The organism is Microbacterium murale, from assembly GCF_030815955.1.
GTDB classification, from domain to species: domain Bacteria; phylum Actinomycetota; class Actinomycetes; order Actinomycetales; family Microbacteriaceae; genus Microbacterium; species Microbacterium murale_A.
Genome location: NZ_JAUSXK010000001.1, coordinates 454,077 through 473,137 on the forward strand (window position 1 = coordinate 454,077; position 19,061 = coordinate 473,137).

Consider the following 19,061-nt stretch of genomic DNA (forward strand, 5'->3'; position numbering starts at 1 on the left):
CGGAAATGATCAGATGAGCACCGGCAGAGTGGTGATCGGCGGCTCGTCCGGCTTCATGGGGCGGCATCTGCAGCAGAAGTACCGGGACGAGGGCCGAGAGGTGACCACGATCTCCCGCTCCGGTGCTGACCTCCGCTGGGGCGACCAGATCGGCATCGGCCAGGCGATCGACGGCGCATCCCTCGTGATCGGTCTCGCCGGGAAGAGCGTGAACTGCCGCTATTCCCCTGAGAACCGGGCGGAGATCTTCCGCTCACGCCTCGACACCACGGCATCCCTCAGCGCGGCGATCAAGTCAGCCGCGAACCCGCCGCCGATATGGGTGAATTCGTCCACCGCGACGATCTATCGGCATGCTGAGGACCGCCCGATGACGGAGAGCGGCGGTGAGATCGGCACCGGATTCTCGGTGGAAGTGGCGAAGGCGTGGGAGAAGGCACTGTTCGCCGACACGCTTCCGCTCACCCGGCGAGTGGCGCTGCGCAGCACCATCGTGCTGGGCGACGGAGGCGTTCTCAGGCCGTTGAAGAACCTCGCCAGGATCGGTCTGGGTGGCGCACAGTATGACGGCTGGTGGCCGATCAGCGGGGCGCGTCGGGCCGCGGGAACCGCGCATCTCCCTGGAGCGAAACGTGGGTCTCAGCGATTCAGCTGGGTGCATCTCGATGACGTCTCGCGGATCATCGACTTCATCGAGGAGCATCCGGAACTGGAAGGGCCTGTCAACGCGGCCGCTCCGCACCCGGTGGACAACATCACATTCATGGCCACTGTGCGTCGAGTGCTCGGAGTACGGTTCGGTCCACCGATGCCGAGGTGGATGCTGGAGATCGGTGCCATCGGCATCCGCACCGAGACCGAACTCGTTCTGAAGAGCCGGTGGGTGATTCCCGAGAAGCTCGCGGAAGCTGGATTCGAGTTCACTTATCCGACGCTCGAGCCGGCGATCCGGGCGTCCTACGACTGATCGGCCTCACGGATGTCGCGGAGCGCTTCCTCCAGTTCGGGGTGAGCGAAGGCGTACCCGGCGTCCGTCAGAACTCCGGGTGCGACCCACCGGCTCTTGAGGATGAGTTCCGATTCGGTGCGCAGCACCCACATGGCCGGTTCCAGCATGAAGCGCCAGGACGGCAGTCCGAACGGCATGCCGACAGTTCGCCGCAGCGCCGCCATCAGCTGCCGGTTCTCCACCGCCCCTGGAGCTGCCAGGTTGACCGGACCATCGATCTCCGGATGGTCGCGGAGGAATCGAACGGCGCCGACGAAGTCATCGACGTGGATCCAGCTGAAGCGCTGTCGCCCATGAGAGCGAACGCCCGACTGGCGGGGCTGAGTGGGGTGCGGACCGATCCCCCGGTAGCGGCGATGCGGGAACCACCATCCGTCGTGCTGCGGGCCGCCGACGCCCAGCCGAGCGAGGCGGAAGAGCAGATCGCCGACCGGCCCTTCGCCGAGAACGATGGTGGTTCGCAGCGCTATGCGGCGCGTGCCAGGCAGCTCGCCCCGGAAGAGCTCTGCCTCCCAGGCCCGGCCGACGTCGGGAGAGAATCCGGTGTCGAACTCGGTGTCCTGCTCGGTCTGCGCGCGATCGAGCGCGTATCGATAGAGGGTCGCGGTGCTCGCGTTCATCCAGACGAGGGGCGGGCGTTCCGCGCGGCTGATGGCCTCATTCAGCGCGCGGGTGGTATCAACTCTCGAGCGCAGGATCTCGTCGCGATTCGCATCCGTGTAGCGGGCGTTCACCGACTTCCCGGCGAGTCCGATGACGAGCTCCGCACCGTCGATGAGACGCAGGATGCTGTCAGGGTCGTCCCATCGCGCGTCAGGGCCGTGACGACCGATCACCCGGACGTCGTAGCCGTCTTCGGTGAGCGCGCGAGCGAGAGCGCCGCCGAGAGCGCCGGTTCCTCCGCCCAGAACTGCGCGTCGTCCGCTCTGATTCGAACGGGAACCGCTCACGCCGTGTCCGGTTCGCCGCGCTCGCGCTTACGCGCCTCGATCTGCTGACGCAGTTCCCACTCCTCGATCTCGCGGTCGAGGTCGGCGATCTGCTGCTCGGTGGTGCGGGCTTCGGCGGGCGGCGACCATGTCTGGGCTGCCGACGCCGCCTGTGACCTCGGCGGCGCAGCGCGCCTCGGCATCCGCGGCATCGATATGCCGCCCTCGCCGTACTCGCGTCCAAGAGCGAACCAGAGCGCGCTGCCGATCAGCGGAAGCAGGATGACGATGATGATCCAGACCATCTTCGGCAAGTACTTCACCTGCGAATCGTCGCGCTTGATGATGTCGATCAGCGCAATGATCATCAGCGCGATGATGAGAAGCGAGACGAACGGCATGCTTTCAGACTAGCCGTCGCTCATAGAATGGCGCCATGGATTTCCGCACCCCACCAGGACTCGTGACGCTGACAGGGCGACTGGTCGAATTGCAGCCGCTGGATCACTCGCACCACGATGGTCTCGTCGAGGCCGTCCGGGAGAACGACCTGTGGCAGACGGCCTGGTACACGTCTGTGCCCGCCCCGGATGGCATCGCCGCCGAGATCGATCGTCGGCTCGCGCTCGCAGAGAAGGGCGAGATGGTGCCGTTCACGGCCGTCGACGCGTCAGGGCGCGTGATCGGGATGACGACCTACTACGACATGGTTGCCGAGGTTCCGAGACTGCATATCGGGTACACCTGGAACCGTCCGTCCGCGCATGGCACCGGAACGAACGCGGAGTCGAAGCTGCTGCTGCTCACGCACGCGTTCGAGACGCTGGGGGTGTTCCGGGTGGGACTCACGACGCAGTGGGTGAATTTCCAATCGCGCGCAGCGATCGAGCGGCTGGGCGCCAAGCAGGACGGCGTGATGCGGGCGCTCTCGCGCTACCGCAACGGTGCGCTGCGCGATTCTGTCGAGTTCTCCATCATCGAGCCGGAGTGGCCGGCCGTGAAGGCGAACCTCGAAGCGCGTCTCGCGAAGCGCGTCTGAACCGACCTCAGCCGGTCACGCTTCAGTTGGCTGCGGGACCGCCATCCCAGTTGTCCGAACGACGGGTGGCGCCGCTGCGGCCCGCGCGCATGATCCATGCCATCGACAGGCAGAAAGCTGCGAGACCGGCGCAGAAGACCAGTGCCTGGAAATCCGGGAGGCCGTGTGAGATGCCCATCAGCACGATGCCGCCCACGAAGAGGACCAAGTAGACGATGAAGCTGAGAATCACGGCTGCCTCCTGTTGTGAATGCCGTGTCCCAGCCTACCGCTCCGGTCCGCGCGGAGATGGCATCGGGTGCTGCGGCCCCTAGGGAACGCGATGTGGCCCGCGGCCCGGAACAGCTCGTACCATTCGGGACGCGTGAGGGTGACATCGGAGCCGGCCGCTGCGGCCACGAGCCGTTCCGGCGTCGTCGTGCCCATCACCACCTGCATGTCAGCCGGATGCCTGGTGATCCATGCGACGGCGATGCCGGTGGGGGTGACGCCGTGGAGGTCGGCGAGCCGGTCGAGCACGTCGTTCAGTTCGGCGTAGTCGGGGTTCCCGACGAATGTGCCCGCGCCTGCAGCCGCCTGCATCGGTGACCATGCCTGGACTGTGATGCCGTTGATGCGGCAGTACTCCAGGATGCCTCCGCCGTCGCGGGTGATCGCCTGGTCGGCACCGCTCATGTTCGCGGCGATGCCCTGTGCGACGATCGGCGCCTGCGTGAGGGAGAACTGAAGTTGATTGGCGACCAGTGGCTGCCGCACCGCTGTGCGAAGCAGGTCGATCTGACGAGGGGTGTGATTGGAGACTCCGAAGGCGCGGACCTTCCCGGATGCTTCGAGCTCGCAGAACGCACGGGCGACTTCTGCCGGTTCGACGAGAGCGTCGGGGCGATGCAGCAGGAGCACATCGATGCGGTCGGTGGCGAGGGCACGCAGCGATCCGTCGACTTGGCGGAGGATGTGCTCGTAGGAGAAGTCGAACGTGCCGTCCTGCGGAACGATCCCGCACTTGGTCTGGATCGTGATCTCATCGCGCTCCGCGGGCGACAGATTCAGCGCTTCCGCGAAGCGCTCCTCGCAGGCGTGCATCCGCCCGCCGTAGATGTCTGCATGATCGAAGAAGTCGATCCCAGACTCACGGGCCGCCCCGTAGAGTTCGCGGATCTGCGCATCATCTTTGTCCTTGATGCGCATCATCCCTGCGACGACGGCAGGGATGATGAGGTTCCGAACGGCACTGTCTTCATGCCGCCACCGTACCGCGGTACTCGGGCGGTTCAGCGACGGCACGGCATGCGGGTACTCCACAGTGCCCAGACGACGAGGAGCAGCTGCAGGAACAACCGGAGGAGCCGCCGGCGATCGGTGTCGAGCAGCGGTGCCGATCGCCCGGTGCGCCACTGGTGCACGTTGCCGGGGAAGACTGCGACGAAGAACGCCGCGACGGCCCAGCCGACGCGCGTGCGCTCTTTCGGAAGCGCCAGGAGGGCGCCGGCGAGCAGTAGTTCCACGACGCCCGATGCGACGACGATCGCATCCTTGTCGGTGCGCAGTACGCGTGTCGCCCAATCCGGCACGGTGATGCGGAAGCCGCGGCGACCCCAGCTCAGGTGTCCGGCGCCCGCCGTGGCGGGCAGCGCCTTCACCCTCACCGCCAGCTTCGGTCATTGCGGGTGAGGATCCCCGTGACGTGGTGTCACTACTTCTGGTGACACCTCGTCACTACTTCTGGTGACCCCTCGTCACTTCACGAATGGCGGCAGACAGAGTGCGATGGGAGCATGACAACTGAACCCGCTCGCATCGCGCGCCCCGCGCACGTGCCGTTCTGGCGGCGCCCCTTCCGGATCATCCGCGAGAACAGGCGCGCTTATCTCATCATCAGCGCGGCCGCGTATGGTCTCGCCATCATCGGGTTCGTGATCGGACTCATCTTCCCTGACCTCAACGCGGCACAGGCCGCGTCGCTGGAAGAGGACGGCACCGGCGAACTGGTGCGCTGGCTGGTGAACATCCCGCCGCTGTTCGCGCTCACGATCCTCGGAGTCAATCTCTTCCGTCTCAGCCTGCTGACCATCGTCCTTCCGTCCCTCATCGTGCCGTTCGCGGGACTGGCGTTCTTCAGCTACTGGGCTGTCGAGACCGGCATCACCCTCTTCCCCGCCTCCGCCGAGGGGTGGGTGGCGCTCATCCCCCACTCGCTGACTTTCGTCATCGAACTCCAGGCCTACATACTCCTCCTGCTCGGCGCATACCTGCTCGGCAAGTACTGGCTGTTCCCCCGTACCGTCGGCGCGAAGAACCGACGCCAGGGCTATCTCCGAGGCCTGCAGCGCATCGGTCTTCTGGCGTTGCCTGCATTCGCGCTGCTCGTCGTCGGCGCAGTCTGGGAGGCGTACTCGCTGCGGTACTTCATCCACCCGCTCAGCCAGTTGATGCTGTAGGCACTGCTCATCGGTAGGACACAGAAAGAGGCCCGGAACGGCAGAAATCTACAGTTCCGGGCCTCCCGTCAGCCCCTGCGGGGCCTGGACTGAGTCAGTGGCTCAGAAGTCCCAGTCCTCGTCCTCGGTGGCCTCGGCTTTGCCGATGACGTACGACGAACCAGAGCCCGAGAAGAAGTCGTGGTTCTCGTCGGCGTTCGGCGAGAGCGCAGACAGGATCGCCGGGTTCACGTTCGTCACGGTGGACGGGAACATCGGCTCATAGCCGAGGTTCATCAGCGCCTTGTTGGCGTTGTAGTGCAGGAACTTCTTGACGTCCTCGGTCAGGCCGACACCGTCGTAGAGGTCCTGCGTGTACTGCACCTCGTTGTCGTAGAGCTCGAAGAGCAGGTTGAAGGTGTAGTCCTTCAGCTCGTCGCGGCGTTCCTGGGTCTCCTTCTCGAGCCCCTTCTGGAACTTGTAGCCGATGTAGTACCCGTGCACCGCCTCATCACGGATGATGAGGCGGATGAGGTCGGCCGTGTTCGTCAGCTTCGCCTTGGAGGACCAGTAGATCGGCAGGTAGAAGCCCGAGTAGAACAGGAACGACTCCAGCAGCGTCGAGGCGATCTTGCGCTTGAGCGGGTCGTCACCGGTGTAGTAATCCATGATGATCTGCGCCTTCTTCTGAAGGTTCACATTCTCCGTGGACCACCGGAACGCCTCATCGATCTCCTTCGTCGACGCGAGCGTCGAGAAGATAGAGGAGTAGCTCTTCGCGTGGACCGACTCCATGAACGCGATGTTGGTGTACACCGCCTCCTCGTGCGGAGTGATCGCATCCGGGATCAGTGATACGGCGCCGACCGTGCCCTGGATGGTGTCCAGCAGCGTGAGACCAGTGAACACCCGCATCGTGAGCAACTGCTCGTCGGGGGTCAACGTGTTCCACGACTGCACGTCGTTCGACAGCGGCACCTTCTCGGGCAGCCAGAAGTTGTTCACCAGACGGTTCCAGACCTCGAGGTCCTTGTCGTCCTGGATGCGGTTCCAGTTGATCGCCTGCACGTGGTCGACCAACGGCAGCTTCGTGGGAGGGGTCATCATTCTTCCTTTTTCACAAATCCTTGATCAGGAGGCGATCACAACATGCAGCTGACGCACTCGGACATGTCAGTGCCCTCGAGCGCCATCTGACGAAGGCGGATGTAGTAGATCGTCTTGATGCCCTTGCGCCATGCGTAGATCTGCGCCTTGTTGATGTCGCGCGTCGACGCGGTGTCCTTGAAGAACAGCGTCAGCGACAGACCCTGGTCGACGTGCTGCGTGGCAGCGGCGTACGTGTCGATGACCTTCTCGTAGCCGATCTCGTACGCGTCCTGGTAGTACTCCAGGTTGTCGTTCGTCATGAACGGCGCCGGGTAGTAGACACGGCCGAGCTTGCCTTCCTTGCGGATCTCGATCTTCGACGCGATCGGGTGGATCGAGCTCGTCGAGTTGTTGATGTAGGAGATCGAGCCGGTCGGCGGCACCGCCTGCAGGTTCTGGTTGTAGATGCCGTGCTTCTGGATGGAATCCCGAAGCTCTGCCCAGTCGGCCTGCGTCGGGATGTGCTTGCCCGCGAAGAGCTCCTTGACCTTCTCGGTCTCGGGCACCCAAGCGCGCTCGATGTACTTGTCGAAGAACTCCCCCGACGCGTACGTCGAGTCCTCGAAGCCGTCGAAGGCGACGCCACGCTCGATGGACAGCAGGTTCGATGCCCGCAGCGCGTGGAACAGCACCGTGTAGAAGTAGATGTTCGTGAAGTCGAGGCCCTCTTCCGAGCCGTAGTGCACGTGCTCGCGAGCGAGGTAGCCGTGCAGGTTCATCTGGCCGAGGCCGATGGCGTGCGAACGGTCGTTGCCGTCTTCGATGGAGCGCACCGAGGAGATGTGGCTCTGGTTGCTGACAGCAGTCAGACCGCGGATCGCCGTCTCCACCGTGATGCCCAGGTCATCGGCATCCATCGCCAGCGCGATGTTCATCGAGCCGAGGTTGCACGAGATGTCCTTGCCGATCTGGTCGTACGAGAGGTCTTCGTTGTACGTGGTCGGCGTGTTCACCTGCAGGATCTCGCTGCAGAGGTTGGACATGTTGATGCGGCCCTTGATCGGGTTCGCCTTGTTCACCGTGTCCTCGAACATGATGTACGGGTAGCCCGACTCGAACTGGATCTCGGCGATGGTCTGGAAGAACTCGCGCGCGTTGATCTTGGTCTTCTTGATGCGCGGGTTGTCGACCATCTCGCGGTACTTCTCGGTGACGGAGATGTCACCGAACGGCACGCCGTAGACCTTCTCGACGTCGTACGGCGAGAACAGGTACATGTCTTCGCCGTTCTTGGCGAGTTCGAAGGTGATGTCGGGCACGACGACGCCCAGCGACAGCGTCTTGATGCGGATCTTCTCGTCGGCGTTCTCGCGCTTCGTGTCGAGGAAGCGCATGATGTCCGGGTGGTGCGCGTTGAGGTAGACGGCACCTGCGCCCTGACGGGCACCCAGCTGGTTCGCGTAGCTGAAGCTGTCTTCGAGGAGCTTCATGACGGGGATGATGCCGCTGGACTGGTTCTCGATCTGCTTGATCGGTGCACCCGACTCACGGATGTTCGACAGCAGCAGCGCCACGCCACCACCGCGCTTGCTCAACTGCAGCGACGAGTTGATGCCGCGCGAGATCGACTCCATGTTGTCTTCGATGCGCAGCAGGAAGCAGCTGACGAGTTCTCCGCGCTGCGCCTTGCCGGCGTTGAGGAAGGTCGGCGTCGCCGGCTGGAAGCGCCCGGAGATGATCTCCTCGACGAGGTTGATCGCCACCTGCTCGTCGCCGTCGGCGAGGCCGAGGGCTGTCATCACGACGCGGTCCTCGAAACGCTCGAGGTAGCGCTTGCCGTCGAACGTCTTCAGCGTGTAGCTGGTGTAGTACTTGAACGCGCCGAGGAACGTCTCGAAACGGAACTTCTTGCCGTAGGCGAGGTCGTTGAGCTTCTGGACGAACTCGTGCGAGTACTTCTCGAGGAGGGCACCGTCGTAATACTCCTTCTCGACCAGATAGTCGAGACGCTCCTTGAGGGAGTGGAAGAACACCGTGTTCTGGTTGACGTGCTGCAGGAAGTACTCCCGCGCTGCGCGCTTGTCGGCGTCGAACTGGATCTTCCCGTCCGCGTCGTAGAGGTTCAGCATCGCGTTGAGGGCGTGATAATCGAGGCCCTCATACGCAGCGTTCGCCTTGAATGCTGCCTGCTCTGTCACTGACTCGTGCTCGTCGACTGCGATACCCACCATCGTTCCAATCCGTCGCTCACGCGATCTACGTCGTCCTGCGTGCCGAATACTTCGAACCGGTACAAGTGCGGCACATGACACTTGCGGCTGATGATGTCACCGGCGACGCCGAAGGAGTCGCCGAAGTTGGTGTTGCCTGCGGATATCACTCCGCGGATGTTGCGCCGGTTGTCCTCGTCGTTGAGGAACCGGATGACCTGCTTGGGCACAGCGCCCTTCTCCTCGCCACGCCCCTGGCCTCCGCCATAAGTGGGTGTGACGAGCACGAAGGGTTCGTCGACCTTGAGGTCGCCGTCACCCCGATGCAGCGGGATTCGCTGCGCCGGCATGCCGAGCTTCTCGATGAACCGGGCCGTGTTGCCCGAGGTGCTGGAGAAGAAGACCAGGAGCGGCGTGTCCGTCGCGACTGCTGTCATGACCCACCCCGCTTCCTGAGCTGTCCGAAGGCTCTATGCCAGACGAGAGGCGAGAGCGTCGATCTTGTCGGGACGGAAGCCCGACCAGTGGTCCTCGTCGGTGACGACGACGGGCGCCTGCATGTAGCCCAGCGCCTTGACCTGCTCAAGCGCCGAAGCGTCTTCAGAGAGGTCGTGAATCTCGTATTCGATGCCCTTCGCATCCAGAGCGCGATACGTCGCGTTGCACTGAACGCACGAAGGCTTGGTGTAGACCGTGATCGACATTTCTTTCCCCTCAGATCTTGGTTTTCCGGCAGGCCCCCCGCCGGGAGTTCAATACTACATATAGGTACGGACATTGAGGGCGACCACAAGGGCTAGTAGTTACATCCGTGTAGTTTTCCACCGCTCTCCACTGATACAACACAGGTTGTCCACCATTTCATCCACAGATCGCGACCTTGTTTCGAGGGTCGCGAAGCGCATGATCTCGCGGTTCTCAGGTGGTCTTCAGCAATCCATCCACAGGTCGCACGCTACGCCGGGGTTCGGACATCCGATTTCCTGTGGAGAGCGCTCTTCGGCGTGTCGCGGCGTGTCGCGATCGAAGCCCTCACAGCCCCTCTGGAAGAGGTCGCTCGCGGCCAGTCGAGACCCGCGATCCCCGACCGGATCAACGAGCGAGATACTGCGCGACTCCGTCGAGGATCCTCGCGAGGCCGAAGTCGAAGTTGTCGAAGTCCTCATCGACGAGCGCCCCCGTCGCCAGCGTCGCGTGCAGCTCCGGGAATCGCTCATCGGTGATGAGGCCGCGGATCAACTCCGCTTCGTCACGAACGACCGCGCTCAGCGCCGCCTCAGCCTCGGTGACGCGTTCGCCATAGCCGCGCTCCACGAGCGCACGGAATCGCGCATGCCCCGAGACCTGCAGCACGACCGCGACGCGTTCCTTGCGAGTCAGCGATGTCGATTCGAGTGCGGCGAGCCCGGCCTCCAGCCACGCAAGATTGTTCGGTGTCGTCGCGATGCCCCTGATCGTGATGTCCAGCATCCACGGGTGAAGGCGGTAGACCTCCGCCGCCGCCGCGGCGTGAGCCTCGAGTCCGGCGCGCCACCCGTCAGCATCGGCGATCGAGCTCGGAGGCGTGCCCATCCCACGCTCCTGCAGAAGAAGCAGGAGGATCTCCTTGGAGCCCACGTATCGATAGAGCGACATCGCTGTGAGTCCGAGAGACGCAGCGACGGAAGGCATCGTCACCGCATCGATGTCATCAGCGTCGGCGATGGCGAGCGCCGCGTCGATCACCTGGTCGAGCGTGAACTCGCGTTTCGGCCCCCGCTGGGCGGGAGGCGCGACGCCCCATGCGAGGGCAATTCCTCGCGACCATTCGGGCTTCGCCTCGTCGTGAACCACGTCGCCTCCCTTCTGCGCGTTCCAGCATAGGTCTCGGCCTCAGTCGAGAACGCCGCCGAAGCCGAGACCTTCCAAGCGCGGTCAGACCGTTGACCAACCACCATCGGACGCCAGGATCACGCCGTTGATGTTGGCTGCCGCGTCGCTCGCCAGCCAGACGACCGTGCTCGCGATCTGCTCAGCCTCCGCCGGGGGCGACATCGTCGCCTGGAGAACGGGACCCGTACGGCTCACGCCGTATTCGGATTTCCACGACATGTCCAGGCCCGTCAGCACCGCGCCGGGGGCGACGGCGTTCGTACGGATTCCCTGCGGTCCGTACATGAACGCGCTGCTCTTCGTGAGACCGACCACAGCGTGCTTGGACGCCGTGTACGCGGCGCCACCCACTGATCCGCGGAATGCCGCTTCCGACGCGATGTTGACGATCGATCCCGATCCGTGTTCGCGCATCAGCGGGAGGACGGCGCGCGTCGTTCGCAGTACGGCGGTGACGTTGATGTCGAAGACCCGCTGCCACGTCGCGTCGTCGACCTCGTCCGCCGGGAGCACGCCGTCCATGATGCCCGCGACATTCGCGAGGATGTCGACCTTCCCGCCTGCGGCGCTGACTATCTGCTGCACCGTCTCCTCACTGGTGATGTCGCCGGCGATCGCCTTCACATCGAACCCGGCGAGGTCAGTGGTGAGTGCCTGCAGTCGGTCTTCTGCGATGTCGGTGGCGATCACCGTCGCCCCCGCACGGGCGAGGATCTGCGTCGAGGCCCACCCGATTCCGGAGCCGGAACCCGTGACGATGGCCGTTCGCCCATCGAAGCCGTGCGAGTTGGTGTGAGTCATCTGCGTCCTCCTGAGACGAATAAATTACTAGTACCGTCATAAACAGTATATGGCACTACTAGTAGCCGCAACCATGGTGCCATCGCCCGGCTCCGCTCCTTCGCCGCGACCGAGCGGTGCCGGTATCGTTGTCTCGTGGCGGGATATCGGGACCTTCTTCGCACCCCAGGGGTCGGGCGCATGATCGCCGCTCAGCTGACGGCACGCTTCCCCAGTGGCATGGCATCGCTGGCGATCCTGCTGCATGTCGAACAGCAGACCGGCTCATACGGCTCCGCGGGACTCGTCCTCGCCGCGACCTCCGTCGGCCAAGCAGTCTCCGGACCTGTCACGAGCCGGTGGATGGGCGCGTGGGGCATGCGCAGGGTCCTCACCCTGACCGCTGCCGTCTGCACACTCGCCGTGCTCTGTCTCGGCCTGCTGCCTCTGAATCTCGCCGGCTACATGGCGTTCGGCCTCATAGCGGGGCTGTCGACACCGCCGATCCAGTCAGCCGTGCGCACGATCTATCCGAAGCTGGTGAACTCCTCTCAACTGACGCCGCTGTTCTCTCTGGACGCATCACTGCAGGAGATCATCTGGATCCTCGCCCCTGTGGTCATCACTCTGGTCTCGACGCAGGTCGGCACGACCGAGGGCCTCGTCCTGGTGGCGATCATTCTGGTACTCGGCTGCGGATGGTTCATCCTCAGCCCTGAAGTGGGTCGAGTGCGCATCCCTCGCAGCCGGCGGGCACTGGGACGCGTGCTTCTCAAGCCCCCGGTTGCGCTCGCCACCGCGATCGGCTTTCTCGTGATCGGCGCGTGTTCGGCAGTGGAGGTCGGCGTCGTCGCGACTTTCGAGCACGGCAGTCTCGAAGCGGGTGTCGTGCTCGGCGTCTTCGCCTGCGGCAGCCTCGTGGGCGGGTTGTCCTTCGGCCACATACCGATCGGCCCGTGGGCGATGGCACGGCGCCTGGTCATCGTCACCGTCGGCCTCACCCTCACCATGGTCATGCTCAACGCCTACTGGCTGGGCGGGGCGCTCTTTCTCGCCGGGCTCGGCATCGCTCCCGCTCTCGCCGTGCTCTTCGCCATCACGACGGCGAGCGTGAAGTTCAGCGAGACCGCCGAAGCGTTCGGCTGGGCGGGCACGGGACAGTTGATCGGTGCGGCGGCCGGCTCCGCCATCGCCGGTTTCCTCGTCGATGGCACGGGCGGCCCGCAGGGCGCGTACTTGGCCGCGGTCCTGTTCGCTATCGTCGGTGTGATGGTCTCCGTGATCTTCGTCCGGGCGCTGCCCGATCTCCGCGATCGCGATCCCAGTCCTTTCCCTGATACCGAACCAGTGGCGGTCACCCCTTCATGAGCACTTCTTCCCTTTCAGGCACGCGCACGCCCGATTCCGCCCCGGAGGTCGTCTGCATCGGCGAGACGATGGCGCTGGTCACACCCACCGACGGCGCGCTCTCCCACGCACAGGTGGCCTCACTCGGCCTCGCCGGCGCAGAGTCGAACGTCGCTGCAGGGCTGGCCGCCGCCGGGCACCGGGCCGTCTGGGCCTCACGGCTCGGCGATGATCCGCTCGGCGCGCGCATCTCATCGGAGCTCACCAGACGCGGGATCGAACTGTGGGTCGAGCTCGATCAGGACGCCCCCACCGGAGTCATGTTCAAGGATCCAGGTGCCGAAGGCTCATCCGTCTACTACTACCGCCGCGGTTCGGCCGCTTCGCGGATGGGGCCGGGACAGCTGTCCGTCGAACGGCTCGCCGGTGTGAAGATCGTCCACACGACCGGCATCACCCCCGCCCTCTCCCCCTCCACCCGTGACATGGTCGATCGCCTGTTCGAAGATGCCCGCGCCGCCGGTGCACTGGTGTCGTTCGACGTCAACGACCGTCGCGCGCTGTGGCCGATGGAGGATGCCGCGGCCACACTCGCGCGGCTGGCGAACGCCGCCGACATCGCCCTGGTCGGCCGCGACGAGGCCGAGCGCATCTGGGGCACGGCGACGGCCGACGAGATCAGGGCGTTCCTGCCGGACTGCCGCATGCTCGTCGTGAAGGACGGGGACGTGGGAGCGACGGCCTTCGACGGTGACGCCGAGCCCGTGTTCGTGCCTGCACCTGTGGTCGACGTCGTCGAGCCGGTCGGCGCCGGTGATGCCTTCGCGAGCGGTTTCCTCTCGGCGACCCTGGAGGGCAGGCCGCTCGCCGAGCGCCTGTCGGCGGGGCACACAGCGGCAGAGCGCGTGCTCACGATCGCCGCGGACATGCCTCCGATCAACTGACGGTCCGGCGGAAAACGGAGAGCAACACGGCTCGAACCCGGTGTGTCTCCGGCTGACACGCCGCCGACACACTAGACGGTCTGGGTTTTCCGAACTCGGTCGTCGATTGCACTCGTAGGCTGAGGGCATGCCCGTTCCGGTTCAGTTGCCGCACCTCGCTTGGGGTGATCCCGACGCTCGGAACACCGCGCTGCTCGTCCACGGTCTCGGATCCTCCGGCGCTCTCATGTGGCGGTTGGGCGACGCGCTCGCGAACGCGGGCTGGCACGCCGTAGCGATCGACCTCCGCGGCCACGGCGATGCACCCCGCGCTCTCGACTACACGGTGGGCGCCTACGCCGCAGACCTCGCCACGACATCCCCTACCCGCGGCGGCGCCTGGGATGCGGTCATCGGCCACTCGCTCGGCGGCGCGGCGAGCACAGTGGCCGCAGCATCCGATCCCCGCTGGTCGAGCAGGCTCATCCTGATCGACCCTGCCATCCTCGTCGAATCCAGAGACGCGTCGATCGTACGTCGCAGCCAGGAACGCGCGTTCGCCGACAATCGCGTCGAGGTCGTGCAGGCAGAGCATCCGCATTGGCATCCGCAGGATCTCGAGCTGAAAGTCGATGCCGTCCTGCGGGCGAGCAAATGGGCGGTCGAGCAGACCAGCACGCAGAATCAGCCCTGGGACGTGCGAGCGGATGCTGCGCGCTTGACCGTGCCCACGCACATCCTCGGCGCCGACCCCGCCGTGTACAGCCTGTTCACCGGCAGGACCGCAGACGCGGTGCTCGCATCGAATGAGCACATCTCGATGTCGATCGTCCCCGGAGCCGGGCACTCCCCTTTCCGTGACAAGCCGGATGAGACCATCCGCCAACTGCTGGAGGCACTCTCATGACCTTCGACCCCGCGGCGTTCCTGCCAGACGACCTGCTCGCTCGCATCCGCGAACGGGCACCGATCCACGACCGGGAGAACACGTTCCCCGAACAGGATCTGGAAGAGCTTCGGGATGCCGGATACCTGAAGATCCTCGTACCGGTCGCACGCGGCGGCGCAGGTCTCGGCCTGGAACAGGCGGCTGTCCTGCAGCAGCGCCTCGCCACCGCGGCGCCCGCCACCGCTCTCGCGATCAACATGCACCTGGTGTGGACGGGAGTCGCGAAGGTCTTCAGCGACCGCAGCGTGCCCGGTCTGGAGTTCGTGCAGGACGGCGCCGCACGCGGGGAGGTCTTCGCGTTCGGGATCAGCGAGGGCGGCAACGACCTCGTCCTCTTCGGCAGCAACACCGTGGCCGTCCCGCTGGACGACGGCGGGTACGCGTTCACCGGCACGAAGATCTTCACTTCTCTCGCACCGGTGTGGACGAAGCTCGGTCTGCACGGCCTCGACACGACTTCTCCGGACGCCCCGAAGCTCGTTTTCGCCTTCATCGACCGCACGGATGCCGTCACGACGAGCGATGACTGGGACACCCTCGGAATGCGCGCGACGCAGAGCCGCACCACCCGTCTCGACGGCGCCGCCGCTGCGGCCGAGCACGTGGTGCGCCGCATCGACCCCGGCCCGAGCCCTGATCCGATCGTCTTCGGCATCTTCAGCGTCTTCGAGCTGCTCCTCGCCTCGGTCTACACGGGAGTCGCCCGCCGTGCGCTGGATCTCGCCGTCGAGACAGTGCAGAAGCGCACGTCGAAGAAGACGGGCCTGACATACAGTCAGGATCCCGACATACGTTGGCGCATCGCCGGCATGAGTCTCCTCTACTACGCTCTTCCCCCGCAGATCACCGCTCTTGCACGCGACGTCGACGAGCGGGCCGACCACGGCGCGCGCTGGTTCACGCTGCTGTCCGGGGTCAAGCACCGCGCCGTGGTCATGGCGAAGCAGGTCGTCGACGAGGCGATCCTCACGGCCGGCGGCGGATCGTACTTCTCCACCAACGAGCTCTCCCGGCTGTACCGCGATGTGCTGGCGGGCATGTTCCACCCGTCCGATCCGGAGTCGGCGCACGCCACGGCAGCGAACGCGCTGCTCGGGCCGCTGGAGGGCTGACTACTTCCGGTCGAACTCGAACGCCTTCAGCAGTTCTCCGACAGCCTGCTCGCGTTCGTCGCCGCCTTGCTCGAACATGTGCGTCACGTGCGTGCGCAGGTGGTTCTCGAGCAGCAGGCGGTTGAGGGACTCCAGGGATTTCTGGATCGCGCGGGACTGCGTGATGATGTCCATGCAGTATTCCTCGTTGTCGATCATCCTGGCGACCCCGCGCAGCTGACCTTCAAGGATGCTGGTGCGGTGCAGAGCACGCTTCTTGATGTCTTCGATCACATAACGAGACTAGATGCTTTGGACGCTGAACGTTCAGGAGGACGATATGAGCGACAAGAAGGTCATCGTCATCACTGGCGGAAGTGACGGGATCGGTGCTGCCGGTGCGCGCCGGCTGCACGCCGACGGCCACCAGGTCGTCCTCGTCGGGCGCTCCCCGGACAAGACCCGTGCCGTCGCCCATGAGGTCGGAGCGGAATACTTCCTGTCCGACTTCGCACGTCTGGACGACGTCAGGGACCTCGCCGCGGCGCTCACCGCGAAGCATCCGAGAATCGACGTCCTCGCCAACAATGCCGGTGGAATGCTCGGCGCACGAGTCGAAACCGTGGATGGGTTCGAGCAGACATTTCAGGTCAATCATCTTGCTCCGTTCCTTCTCACGAATCTCCTGCAGGACACCCTGATCGCCAGCGGCGCGACCGTCATACAGACGGCGAGTGTGGCCGCTCGGCTGTTCGGCCACATCGACATGGCCGACCTCAACAACGAGCGGGCGTACAGCCCTCTCAAGGCATACGGTGACGCCAAGCTCGCGAACATCCTCTTCACCCGTGAGCTGCATACCCGATTCCACGCCCGCGGTGTGAGCACCGCCGCTTTCCACCCCGGCGTCATCGCCACGGGCTTCGCGGCCGGCTCGACCAACTCCGCGATGAAGTTCCTCTACACGAACCCCGTGGCGAAGAGATTTCTCCGCAGTTCCGATGCCGGCGCCGATCAACTCGTCTGGCTGGCCGAATCGCTCCCCGGCTCGGCGTGGAAGTCCGGTAGCTACTACGAGAAACGATCCATCGCTCGGCGAGTCAACCCGCAGAGCACAGACGATCGACTGGCCGCTGCGCTCTGGCGTGAGAGCGCAGCGATGACCATGCGAGGATGACACACATGCCGCGCACCCCGATGGCCCTCCTCTCGCCCGCTGATCAGGAGCGCCTGCGCGCCCTGCGACGCATGAAGGCGATCGCGATCGGCGCATTGGTTTTCATGGCGGTACTGTTCGTCATCGCGTTCTGGCTGGAGAGCCGGCAGCCCTGGCTCTCCTATGTCCGTGCGGCCGCCGAGGGCGGCATGGTCGGCGCGCTCGCCGACTGGTTCGCGGTCACCGCACTGTTCCGCCACCCGCTCGGCCTTCCGATCCCGCACACTGCGATCATCCCCAACCGCAAGGACGAGATCGGACGCACGCTCGGCGAGTTCGTGGAGACGAACTTCCTCGCCGCTGACGTCGTGCGCACCAAGCTCCAGGCGACCGCGATCGCCCAGCGCGCCGGCGAGTGGCTGCAGCAGATGCCGCACGCCGAACGGGTCTCCGCGGAGGGCGCGACGATCGCGACCGCCGTGCTGAACGCTCTCAGCGACGACGACGTGCGTGATCTCATCACAGATCTCGCCCGTGAGCATCTCGTGCAACCGGAGTGGGGGCCTCCCGCGGGCGTCTGGCTGGAGAAGATCGTCGATGCCGACGCTCACCACGGCGCGGTCGATCTCGCCGCCGACAGCATCGCGACGTGGCTGGACGCGAACGCCGAGTCCTTCACCGGTCTGGTCTCCCGGCGCCTCCCGTCATGGGTGCCGCGCCTGGCACACCGATTCGTCGACGACACCGTCTACCACGAGGCGGTCAAGTTCGTGCATGCGGTGCAGGCGGATCCGCGGCATCCGGCCCGTCTCGCGATCGACGGATATCTCGCTCGCCTCGCCGACAACCTGCAGAACGACCCGGCGACGCGCGCGAAGCTCGAGAATGCGAAAGCCTCACTCTTCGACAGCCCCCGGGTCGGTGCGCTGGCCGCTGAGGCGTGGAACACCGCGAAGGCGGGTCTGCTGAGATCCCTGGCAGATCCGGAGAGCGGGCTGCGCGTGCGCGCCGCGCGCGCCGTGCAGGAGGTCGGCGAGCGGCTGACGACGGATGCCGCTCTGCAGAACCGCGTGGACACCTGGGTGTCTGAGGCCGCAGTGTTCCTCGTCGACCGCTACCGCCACGACATCGCGTCGATCATCACCGACACGGTCGAGCGCTGGGATCCGGCGGAGACCACCGAGAAGATCGAGCTCATGGTCGGCCGCGATCTGCAGTACATCCGACTAAACGGCACCGTGGTCGGCGCACTCGCAGGGCTCGTGATCTTCAGCATCGCTCACGCCGTGATTCCCGGAGTCTGACATGGCACTGTCCCACGATCCCCTATGGCCACGCGCCGGAGCCTGGCCCGCGTTCGAGAGTTCGGCGGATGCTGTGCTCCTCGGCGTCCCCACGTGGCGGACATCGCTCTCCCCCACCGGTGCCCACGCGACGCCAGCTGCGGTTCGAGACGCACTCCAGCGGTACAGCACCGCGCTCATGGGCCCGCCGATCACGGATCTGAACGAAGTGCTCAGCATCGCTGATGCCGGAGACGTCGCGGATCCGGATGGCGATTCCGGCGAAGCCGACGTGATCGCGCGCGTCCGCGAGATCGCCGACGGCAGCGACCTGATCATCGCCCTCGGTGGCGACAACTCCCTGACATATCCCGTCGCGCTCGGCGCCGAGGCCACCGGGCTCATCACTTTCGATGCGCACTTCGATCTCCGCGACGGCGTGTCCAATGGCACCCCGGTGCGTCGCCTCATCGAAGACGTCCCTGCGGCCTCGGAATTGAGAACCTCGCGGATCGATCCCACCCGGATCGCGCAGATCGGTATCGCCGACTTCGCGAACTCCGCCGCCTACGCGCAGCGCGCGGCCGACTGGGGCATCCGGGTGATCACGCTCGACGAACTCCGCCGCCGCGGCATCGACGACGTGGTGGCCGAGGCTCTCGAAGTCGCAGGCGCCGGGTCGGGGGCTCGCATCCACCTCGACATCGACGTCGATGTCTGCGATCGCTCGGTCGCACCAGGATGCCCGGCCAGCATCCCTGGCGGCCTGCAGGCGTGGGAGCTTCGCGCACTCACCCGTGGCGTGGCATCCGACGCCAGCGTCGTCAGCGCCGATCTCGCCGAGGTCGATTCGACGTCGGACGCCGACGATGCTCGCACGGTACGCCTCGCGGCCCTGTGCGTCATGGAACTGCTCTCTGGGCTCTCCGCGCGACGCTGAGCCGTCTCACGGGCGCACGCTTCGGCG

General features: G+C 65.3%; 22 protein-coding genes. 10 read left to right on the forward strand and 12 right to left on the reverse strand.

Going from position 1 to position 19,061, the window contains the following annotated elements; translation table 11 throughout:
* The first annotated feature begins 13 nt into the window (after nucleotides 1-13).
* Nucleotides 14-967, forward strand: coding sequence for an epimerase (locus tag QFZ46_RS02255; protein WP_307357879.1), 954 nt, complete (start codon nucleotides 14-16; stop codon nucleotides 965-967).
* Here the strand turns inward: QFZ46_RS02255 and QFZ46_RS02260 are convergent.
* Together QFZ46_RS02260 and QFZ46_RS02265 are read right to left on the reverse strand one after the other, a co-directional pair.
* Complete coding sequence (locus QFZ46_RS02260) at nucleotides 958-1,959, reverse strand: epimerase (protein ID WP_307357881.1); 1,002 nt, start codon at nucleotides 1,957-1,959, stop codon at nucleotides 958-960. The two genes, QFZ46_RS02255 and QFZ46_RS02260, sit on opposite strands and share 10 nt — an antisense overlap.
* Nucleotides 1,956-2,339: a PLDc N-terminal domain-containing protein gene (locus QFZ46_RS02265; protein WP_307357883.1), complete on the reverse strand. Its 384-nt coding sequence runs from the start codon at nucleotides 2,337-2,339 to the stop codon at nucleotides 1,956-1,958. Before QFZ46_RS02265 ends, QFZ46_RS02260 begins: the two co-directional genes overlap by 4 nt.
* A gap of 35 nt (nucleotides 2,340-2,374) precedes the next feature.
* On the opposite strand from QFZ46_RS02265, the gene QFZ46_RS02270 reads away from it, so the two are divergent.
* Complete coding sequence (locus QFZ46_RS02270) at nucleotides 2,375-2,977, forward strand: GNAT family N-acetyltransferase (protein ID WP_307357885.1); 603 nt, start codon at nucleotides 2,375-2,377, stop codon at nucleotides 2,975-2,977.
* Between the two features lie 22 nt (nucleotides 2,978-2,999).
* Here QFZ46_RS02270 and QFZ46_RS02275 read toward each other — a convergent pair whose 3' ends face one another.
* The 3 genes from QFZ46_RS02275 to QFZ46_RS02285 form a co-directional block, all read right to left on the reverse strand.
* Nucleotides 3,000-3,209, reverse strand: a complete 210-nt coding sequence (locus QFZ46_RS02275; RefSeq protein ID WP_307357887.1) for a hypothetical protein — start codon at nucleotides 3,207-3,209, stop codon at nucleotides 3,000-3,002.
* Nucleotides 3,206-4,168 (reverse strand): aldo/keto reductase, encoded by a 963-nt coding sequence (locus QFZ46_RS02280; protein ID WP_307364468.1) that lies wholly within the window; start codon nucleotides 4,166-4,168, stop codon nucleotides 3,206-3,208. Before QFZ46_RS02280 ends, QFZ46_RS02275 begins: the two co-directional genes overlap by 4 nt.
* Before the next feature lie 80 nt (nucleotides 4,169-4,248).
* Nucleotides 4,249-4,617 (reverse strand): hypothetical protein, encoded by a 369-nt coding sequence (locus tag QFZ46_RS02285; RefSeq protein ID WP_307357889.1) that lies wholly within the window; start codon nucleotides 4,615-4,617, stop codon nucleotides 4,249-4,251.
* Nucleotides 4,618-4,752: 135 nt separating this feature from the next.
* On the opposite strand from QFZ46_RS02285, the gene QFZ46_RS02290 reads away from it, so the two are divergent.
* The gene (locus QFZ46_RS02290) at nucleotides 4,753-5,415 is read left to right on the forward strand and encodes a hypothetical protein (RefSeq protein WP_307357892.1); all 663 of its coding nucleotides are present in this window, start codon (nucleotides 4,753-4,755) and stop codon (nucleotides 5,413-5,415) included.
* Between the two features lie 102 nt (nucleotides 5,416-5,517).
* On the opposite strand, the gene nrdF is transcribed toward QFZ46_RS02290, so the two are convergent.
* The 6 genes from nrdF to QFZ46_RS02320 all read right to left on the reverse strand — a co-directional run bounded on the left by nrdF (nucleotide 5,518) and on the right by QFZ46_RS02320 (nucleotide 11,366).
* Entirely contained in the window at nucleotides 5,518-6,498 is a 981-nt protein-coding gene (gene nrdF, locus QFZ46_RS02295; protein ID WP_307357894.1) for a class 1b ribonucleoside-diphosphate reductase subunit beta, read from the reverse strand.
* 38 nt (nucleotides 6,499-6,536) lie between these two features.
* On the reverse strand, nucleotides 6,537-8,714 hold the full coding sequence (gene nrdE, locus QFZ46_RS02300; RefSeq protein WP_307357897.1) for a class 1b ribonucleoside-diphosphate reductase subunit alpha: 2,178 nt from the start codon (nucleotides 8,712-8,714) through the stop codon (nucleotides 6,537-6,539).
* A complete protein-coding gene (gene nrdI / locus QFZ46_RS02305; protein ID WP_307357899.1) occupies nucleotides 8,678-9,130 on the reverse strand; it encodes a class Ib ribonucleoside-diphosphate reductase assembly flavoprotein NrdI in 453 nt (150 codons plus the stop codon). The genes nrdE and nrdI overlap by 37 nt, the downstream gene beginning before the upstream one ends.
* Before the next feature lie 33 nt (nucleotides 9,131-9,163).
* A complete protein-coding gene (nrdH, locus tag QFZ46_RS02310; RefSeq protein WP_033106720.1) occupies nucleotides 9,164-9,397 on the reverse strand; it encodes a glutaredoxin-like protein NrdH in 234 nt (77 codons plus the stop codon).
* Nucleotides 9,398-9,785: 388 nt separating this feature from the next.
* Nucleotides 9,786-10,526 (reverse strand): TetR/AcrR family transcriptional regulator C-terminal domain-containing protein, encoded by a 741-nt coding sequence (locus tag QFZ46_RS02315; RefSeq protein WP_307357903.1) that lies wholly within the window; start codon nucleotides 10,524-10,526, stop codon nucleotides 9,786-9,788.
* An 81-nt stretch (nucleotides 10,527-10,607) separates the two neighbouring features.
* Nucleotides 10,608-11,366, reverse strand: coding sequence for an SDR family NAD(P)-dependent oxidoreductase (locus tag QFZ46_RS02320; protein WP_307357904.1), 759 nt, complete (start codon nucleotides 11,364-11,366; stop codon nucleotides 10,608-10,610).
* 180 nt (nucleotides 11,367-11,546) lie between these two features.
* Between QFZ46_RS02320 and QFZ46_RS02325 the strand changes: the two genes are divergently transcribed.
* The 4 genes from QFZ46_RS02325 (at nucleotide 11,547) to QFZ46_RS02340 (ending at nucleotide 15,676) form a co-directional block, all read left to right on the forward strand.
* A complete protein-coding gene (locus QFZ46_RS02325) occupies nucleotides 11,547-12,713 on the forward strand; it encodes an MFS transporter (RefSeq protein WP_373457632.1) in 1,167 nt (388 codons plus the stop codon).
* Entirely contained in the window at nucleotides 12,710-13,636 is a 927-nt protein-coding gene (locus tag QFZ46_RS02330) for a sugar kinase (RefSeq protein ID WP_307357908.1), read from the forward strand. The genes QFZ46_RS02325 and QFZ46_RS02330 overlap by 4 nt, the downstream gene beginning before the upstream one ends.
* Before the next feature lie 127 nt (nucleotides 13,637-13,763).
* Nucleotides 13,764-14,522 carry an alpha/beta fold hydrolase gene (locus tag QFZ46_RS02335; RefSeq protein WP_307357910.1) on the forward strand — a complete coding sequence of 253 codons (759 nt, stop codon included), beginning with the start codon at nucleotides 13,764-13,766 and terminating at the stop codon, nucleotides 14,520-14,522.
* Nucleotides 14,519-15,676: an acyl-CoA dehydrogenase family protein gene (locus QFZ46_RS02340; RefSeq protein ID WP_307357912.1), complete on the forward strand. Its 1,158-nt coding sequence runs from the start codon at nucleotides 14,519-14,521 to the stop codon at nucleotides 15,674-15,676. The genes QFZ46_RS02335 and QFZ46_RS02340 overlap by 4 nt, the downstream gene beginning before the upstream one ends.
* Here the strand turns inward: QFZ46_RS02340 and QFZ46_RS02345 are convergent, their stop codons facing one another.
* Nucleotides 15,677-15,949, reverse strand: coding sequence for a metal-sensitive transcriptional regulator (locus QFZ46_RS02345; protein WP_307357913.1), 273 nt, complete (start codon nucleotides 15,947-15,949; stop codon nucleotides 15,677-15,679).
* 13 nt (nucleotides 15,950-15,962) lie between these two features.
* On the opposite strand from QFZ46_RS02345, the gene QFZ46_RS02350 reads away from it, so the two are divergent.
* Genes QFZ46_RS02350 through QFZ46_RS02360 form a run of 3 tightly spaced genes read left to right on the forward strand, consistent with a single transcriptional unit; the run spans nucleotide 15,963 to nucleotide 19,034 of the window.
* Entirely contained in the window at nucleotides 15,963-16,832 is an 870-nt protein-coding gene (locus QFZ46_RS02350; RefSeq protein ID WP_307357914.1) for an SDR family NAD(P)-dependent oxidoreductase, read from the forward strand.
* A gap of 5 nt (nucleotides 16,833-16,837) precedes the next feature.
* Complete coding sequence (locus QFZ46_RS02355; RefSeq protein ID WP_307364471.1) at nucleotides 16,838-18,115, forward strand: DUF445 domain-containing protein; 1,278 nt, start codon at nucleotides 16,838-16,840, stop codon at nucleotides 18,113-18,115.
* 1 nt (nucleotide 18,116) lies between these two features.
* Entirely contained in the window at nucleotides 18,117-19,034 is a 918-nt protein-coding gene (locus QFZ46_RS02360) for an arginase family protein (protein WP_307357915.1), read from the forward strand.
* Nucleotides 19,035-19,061 lie beyond the last annotated feature (27 nt).

Bases quoted from the DNA above. Each gene is read 5' to 3' on its own strand.
- QFZ46_RS02340 (WP_307357912.1), top strand. From the start codon at position 14,519: ATGACCTTCGACCCCGCGGCGTTCCTGCCAGACGACCTGCTCGCTCGC.
- QFZ46_RS02280 (WP_307364468.1), bottom strand. From the start codon at position 4,168: ATGATGCGCATCAAGGACAAAGATGATGCGCAGATCCGCGAACTCTAC.
- QFZ46_RS02360 (WP_307357915.1), top strand. From the start codon at position 18,117: ATGGCACTGTCCCACGATCCCCTATGGCCACGCGCCGGAGCCTGGCCC.
- nrdF (WP_307357894.1), bottom strand. From the start codon at position 6,498: ATGACCCCTCCCACGAAGCTGCCGTTGGTCGACCACGTGCAGGCGATC.
- QFZ46_RS02330 (WP_307357908.1), top strand. From the start codon at position 12,710: ATGAGCACTTCTTCCCTTTCAGGCACGCGCACGCCCGATTCCGCCCCG.
- QFZ46_RS02335 (WP_307357910.1), top strand. From the start codon at position 13,764: ATGCCCGTTCCGGTTCAGTTGCCGCACCTCGCTTGGGGTGATCCCGAC.
- nrdH (WP_033106720.1), bottom strand. From the start codon at position 9,397: ATGTCGATCACGGTCTACACCAAGCCTTCGTGCGTTCAGTGCAACGCG.
- QFZ46_RS02325 (WP_373457632.1), top strand. From the start codon at position 11,547: ATGATCGCCGCTCAGCTGACGGCACGCTTCCCCAGTGGCATGGCATCG.
- QFZ46_RS02320 (WP_307357904.1), bottom strand. From the start codon at position 11,366: ATGACTCACACCAACTCGCACGGCTTCGATGGGCGAACGGCCATCGTC.
- nrdI (WP_307357899.1), bottom strand. From the start codon at position 9,130: ATGACAGCAGTCGCGACGGACACGCCGCTCCTGGTCTTCTTCTCCAGC.
- QFZ46_RS02265 (WP_307357883.1), bottom strand. From the start codon at position 2,339: ATGCCGTTCGTCTCGCTTCTCATCATCGCGCTGATGATCATTGCGCTG.
- QFZ46_RS02350 (WP_307357914.1), top strand. From the start codon at position 15,963: ATGCTTTGGACGCTGAACGTTCAGGAGGACGATATGAGCGACAAGAAG.
- QFZ46_RS02355 (WP_307364471.1), top strand. From the start codon at position 16,838: ATGCCGCGCACCCCGATGGCCCTCCTCTCGCCCGCTGATCAGGAGCGC.
- QFZ46_RS02290 (WP_307357892.1), top strand. From the start codon at position 4,753: ATGACAACTGAACCCGCTCGCATCGCGCGCCCCGCGCACGTGCCGTTC.
- nrdE (WP_307357897.1), bottom strand. From the start codon at position 8,714: ATGGTGGGTATCGCAGTCGACGAGCACGAGTCAGTGACAGAGCAGGCA.
- QFZ46_RS02270 (WP_307357885.1), top strand. From the start codon at position 2,375: ATGGATTTCCGCACCCCACCAGGACTCGTGACGCTGACAGGGCGACTG.
- QFZ46_RS02255 (WP_307357879.1), top strand. From the start codon at position 14: ATGAGCACCGGCAGAGTGGTGATCGGCGGCTCGTCCGGCTTCATGGGG.